Genomic DNA, 5,244 nt, shown 5'->3' with positions numbered 1-5,244 from the left:
GCGTCCGTTCCTTGAGAACTCAACAGCGTGCCGAAAGTCAGTGCCAAGTAACAAACCCCCGTGGCCTGGTCGGTTGTCCGGTCGGGTCGTGGGTTCCTTTGGTTGATGACATCGAGATCTGTCAGGTCTCGGTTCTCGGCCGGGGCAAATTCATCTACGGAGAGTTTGATCCTGGCTCAGGACGAACGCTGGCGGCGTGCTTAACACATGCAAGTCGAACGGTGAACCCGCTTCGGTGGGGGATCAGTGGCGAACGGGTGAGTAACACGTGGGCAACCTGCCCCCGGCTCTGGGATAACTCCAAGAAATTGGGGCTAATACCGGATGGTCACCGCTTCTCGCATGAGGGGTGGTGGAAAGGGTTTCCGGCTGGGGATGGGCCCGCGGCCTATCAGCTTGTTGGTGGGGTAGTGGCCTACCAAGGCGACGACGGGTAGCCGGCCTGAGAGGGTGACCGGCCACACTGGGACTGAGACACGGCCCAGACTCCTACGGGAGGCAGCAGTGGGGAATATTGCGCAATGGGCGGAAGCCTGACGCAGCGACGCCGCGTGGGGGATGACGGCCTTCGGGTTGTAAACCTCTTTCAGCAGGGACGAAGCGCAAGTGACGGTACCTGCAGAAGAAGCACCGGCCAACTACGTGCCAGCAGCCGCGGTAATACGTAGGGTGCAAGCGTTGTCCGGAATTATTGGGCGTAAAGAGCTCGTAGGCGGTTCGTCGCGTCGGCTGTGAAAACCCGGAGCTCAACTCCGGGCCTGCAGTCGATACGGGCGGACTGGAGTTCGGCAGGGGAGACTGGAATTCCTGGTGTAGCGGTGAAATGCGCAGATATCAGGAGGAACACCGGTGGCGAAGGCGGGTCTCTGGGCCGATACTGACGCTGAGGAGCGAAAGCGTGGGGAGCGAACAGGATTAGATACCCTGGTAGTCCACGCCGTAAACGTTGGGCGCTAGGTGTGGGGGCCATTCCACGGTCTCCGTGCCGCAGCTAACGCATTAAGCGCCCCGCCTGGGGAGTACGGCCGCAAGGCTAAAACTCAAAGGAATTGACGGGGGCCCGCACAAGCGGCGGAGCATGTTGCTTAATTCGATGCAACGCGAAGAACCTTACCTAGGCTTGACATGCACGGAAATCTCGCAGAGATGCGGGGTGCCTTTGGCGTCGTGCACAGGTGGTGCATGGTTGTCGTCAGCTCGTGTCGTGAGATGTTGGGTTAAGTCCCGCAACGAGCGCAACCCTCGTTCCATGTTGCCAGCACGTGATGGTGGGGACTCATGGGAGACTGCCGGGGTCAACTCGGAGGAAGGTGGGGATGACGTCAAATCATCATGCCCCTTATGTCTAGGGCTGCAAACATGCTACAATGGCCGGTACAATGGGCTGCGATACCGTGAGGTGGAGCGAATCCCAAAAAGCCGGTCTCAGTTCGGATTGGGGTCTGCAACTCGACCCCATGAAGTTGGAGTCGCTAGTAATCGCAGATCAGCAACGCTGCGGTGAATACGTTCCCGGGCCTTGTACACACCGCCCGTCACGTCACGAAAGTCGGTAACGCCCGAAGCCGGTGGCCCAACCCTTGTGGAGGGAGCCGTCGAAGGCGGGATCGGCGATTGGGACGAAGTCGTAACAAGGTAGCCGTACCGGAAGGTGCGGCTGGATCACCTCCTTTCTAAGGAGCAGTGTCACTCGGCGGCCCTGCACGGGGTCGTCGGGTGCAGAGCTGTGCTCGGGTCGTGATGGCCGCCCACTACCGGGTGGTCACGGGTGTTCGAGACAGTGCTCGAGGGTGGAACGCTGACCAGTTCGGCCGGCCGCTGCTGCGGCCTTCCAGTACGGCGCTGTCGTTCCCTTCGGGGGCGGGGCGTGGGGAACGGAGGCCGGAGGAGTCCGGGCCGGTCGTAGGCACGCTGTTGGGTCCTGAGGGAACGGACCCGGATGGGTGCACCGTCGGGTGCACGACATCCGGGGTCGTTGTCTCTGCTGCCGGGGCCTGCTGGATCTCACAACGCCCGGTTCGCGTCGGTTCGCCGGCGGGCCGGGGTCTGGTGGGGTCGGATCGGCGGGTGGGCCTGGTTGGTCGTTGAGAACTGCACAGTGGACGCGAGCATCTTTGATTTCTGTGTGCCGCGGGATCCCTCGTCTGGCTTCGGTCGGCCGGTGGATGGTCGCGGTGCGCGCAGTTTGCGTGTGAGTTGGTGGTGAGTGTGGCCAAGTTGGTAAGGGCACACGGTGGATGCCTGGGCACCAGGAGCCGATGAAGGACGTGGGAGGCTGCGAGAAGCCTCGGGGAGCTGCCAACCGAGCGTTGATCCGAGGATGTCCGAATGGGGAAACCCCGCACCAGTCATGTGGTGTGACCCGCGCCTGAACACATAGGGCGTGCGGAGGGAACGTGGGGAAGTGAAACATCTCAGTACCCACAGGAAGAGAAAACAACCGTGATTCCGTGAGTAGTGGCGAGCGAAAGCGGAAGAGGCTAAACCGTTTCCATGTGATACCCGGCAGGGGTTGTGGAAGCGGGGTCGTGGGACCGCTCGGGTACGTCTGCCGGCGTGCCGAGGAGTGAGAAAGACCGGTCGTTAGTGGAAGGCCTCTGGAAGGGGTCGCCGTAGAGGGTGAGAGCCCCGTACACGAAAACGCCGGTCCTCCTGCAGCGTGTTCCCAAGTAGCACCGAGCCCGTGAAATTCGGTGTGAATCCGGCGGGACCACCCGCTAAGCCTGAATACTCCCTGGTGACCGATAGCGGACGAGTACCGTGAGGGAAAGGTGAAAAGTACCCCGGGAGGGGAGTGAAATAGTACCTGAAACCGTGTGCCTACAAGCCGTCAGAGCTCCGAATGTCCACGCCTCGTGCGTGGCGGGGTGATGGCGTGCCTTTTGAAGAATGAGCCTGCGAGTTAGTGATACGTGGCGAGGTTAACCCGTGGGGGGTAGCCGTAGCGAAAGCGAGTCCGAACAGGGCGATCGATAGTCGCGTGTCCTAGACCCGAAGCCGGGTGATCTACCCATGGCCAGGTTGAAGCGCGGGTAAGACCGCGTGGAGGACCGAACCCACCAGGGTTGAAAACCTGGGGGATGAGCTGTGGGTAGGGGTGAAAGGCCAATCAAACCCGGTGATAGCTGGTTCTCCCCGAAATGCATTTAGGTGCAGCGTCGCGTGTTTCTTGCCGGAGGTAGAGCACTGGATGGCCGATGGGCCCCACAAGGTTACTGACGTCAACCAAACTCCGAATGCCGGTAAGTGAGAGCGCGGCAGTGAGACTGCGGGCGATAAGGTTCGTAGTCGAGAGGGAAACAGCCCAGATCATCGGCTAAGGCCCCTAAGCGTGTGCTAAGTGGAAAAGGATGTGGGATCGCAGAGACAACCAGGAGGTTGGCTTAGAAGCAGCCATCCTTGAAAGAGTGCGTAATAGCTCACTGGTCAAGTGGTTCCGCGCCGACAATGTAGCGGGGCTCAAGCACACCGCCGAAGCCGTGGCACTTCCACAGGTCCCCGTCGTCGCCTCTTGCAGGCGCCGGCCAGGGGTGGAGGTGGGTAGGGGAGCGTCGTGTGGCGGGTGAAGCGGCGGCGGAAGCCAGCCGTGGACGCCATGCGAGTGAGAATGCAGGCATGAGTAGCGAGAGGGGAGTGAGAACCTCCCCCGCCGGAAGACCAAGGGTTCCTGGGCCAGGCTAATCCGCCCAGGGTGAGTCGGGACCTAAGGCGAGGCCGACAGGCGTAGTCGATGGACAACGGGTTGATATTCCCGTACCCGCGAAGGAGCGTCCCTGCCGAGGCCAGCGATGCTGACCCACCGAAACCGCTGTTCTTCTTTCGAGGAGAACGGTGGGAGTAGCTGGGGACCCGACCTGGTAGTAGGCAAGCGATGGGGTGACGCAGGAAGGTAGTCGGTGCCGGTGAGTGGTAGTACCGGTGCAAGGGTGTGGCCCGCGCCGTAGGCAAATCCGCGGCGCATGCAGGGTGAGGCCTGACGCATAGCCGAATGAGGCGAATCCGATGATCCTATGCTGCCGAGAAAAGCCTCTAGCGAGTTCCGAGCGGCCCGTACCCCAAACCAACTCAGGTGGTCAGGTAGAGAATACCGAGGCGATCGAGCGAACTGTGGTTAAGGAACTCGGCAAAATGCCCCCGTAACTTCGGGAGAAGGGGGACCCTCGCCCGTCAACCGCCTCGCGCGGGGTAGCGGGAGGGGGTCGCAGAGACCAGTGAGAAGCGACTGTTTACTAAAAACACAGGTCCGTGCGAAGTCGTAAGACGAGGTATACGGACTGACGCCTGCCCGGTGCTGGAACGTTAAGGGGACGGGTTAGCCGCAAGGCGAAGCTCAGAACTCAAGCGCCAGTAAACGGCGGTGGTAACTATAACCATCCTAAGGTAGCGAAATTCCTTGTCGGGTAAGTTCCGACCTGCACGAATGGCGTAACGACTTCTCAGCTGTCTCAACCACAGGCTCGGCGAAATTGCACTACGAGTAAAGATGCTCGTTACGCGCGGCAGGACGGAAAGACCCCGGGACCTTCACTACAGCTTGATATTGGTGTTCGGTTCGGCTTGTGTAGGATAGGTGGGAGACTGGGAAGCCGGCACGCCAGTGTCGGTGGAGTCGCCGTTGAAATACCACTCTGGTCGAATTGGATGTCTAACCTGGGTCCGTGATCCGGATCAGGAACAGTGTCAGGTGGGTAGTTTAACTGGGGCGGTTGCCTCCCAAAGAGTAACGGAGGCGCCCAAAGGTTCCCTCAGCCTGGTTGGCAATCAGGTGTCGAGTGCAAGTGCACAAGGGAGCTTGACTGTGAGACCGACGGGTCGAGCAGGAGCGAAAGCTGGGACTAGTGACCCGGCACCGGCAGGTGGAAGCGGTGTCGCTCAACGGATAAAAGGTACCCCGGGGATAACAGGCTGATCTTCCCCAAGAGTCCATATCGACGGGATGGTTTGGCACCTCGATGTCGGCTCGTCGCATCCTGGGGCTGGAGTAGGTCCCAAGGGTTGGGCTGTTCGCCCATTAAAGCGGTACGCGAGCTGGGTTTAGAACGTCGTGAGACAGTTCGGTCCCTATCCGCCGTGCGCGTAAGAGACTTGCGAAGAGCTGTCCCTAGTACGAGAGGACCGGGACGGACGAACCTCTGGTGTGCCAGTTGTACCGCCAGGTGCACGGCTGGTTGGCTACGTTCGGCAGGGATAACCGCTGAAAGCATCTAAGCGGGAAGCTCGCTTCAAGATGAGGTCTCTCACCCA

Annotated in this window: 2 rRNA genes; both read left to right on the top strand. The window is 60.6% G+C overall.

Features of this window, described 5'->3' with window-relative positions:
• Positions 1-153: 153 nt before the first annotated feature.
• Positions 154-1,673: ribosomal RNA gene (locus ACI79O_RS24080) — 16S ribosomal RNA — on the top strand.
• Between the two features lie 537 nt (positions 1,674-2,210).
• Positions 2,211-5,244: ribosomal RNA gene (locus tag ACI79O_RS24075) — 23S ribosomal RNA — on the top strand; the annotation flags it as partial.

It is taken from the genome of Geodermatophilus sp. SYSU D00696, from assembly GCF_054050235.1.
The sequence above is the reverse complement of the archived record's forward strand: the minus strand, read 5'-3'. Positions and strand labels throughout refer to the sequence as shown.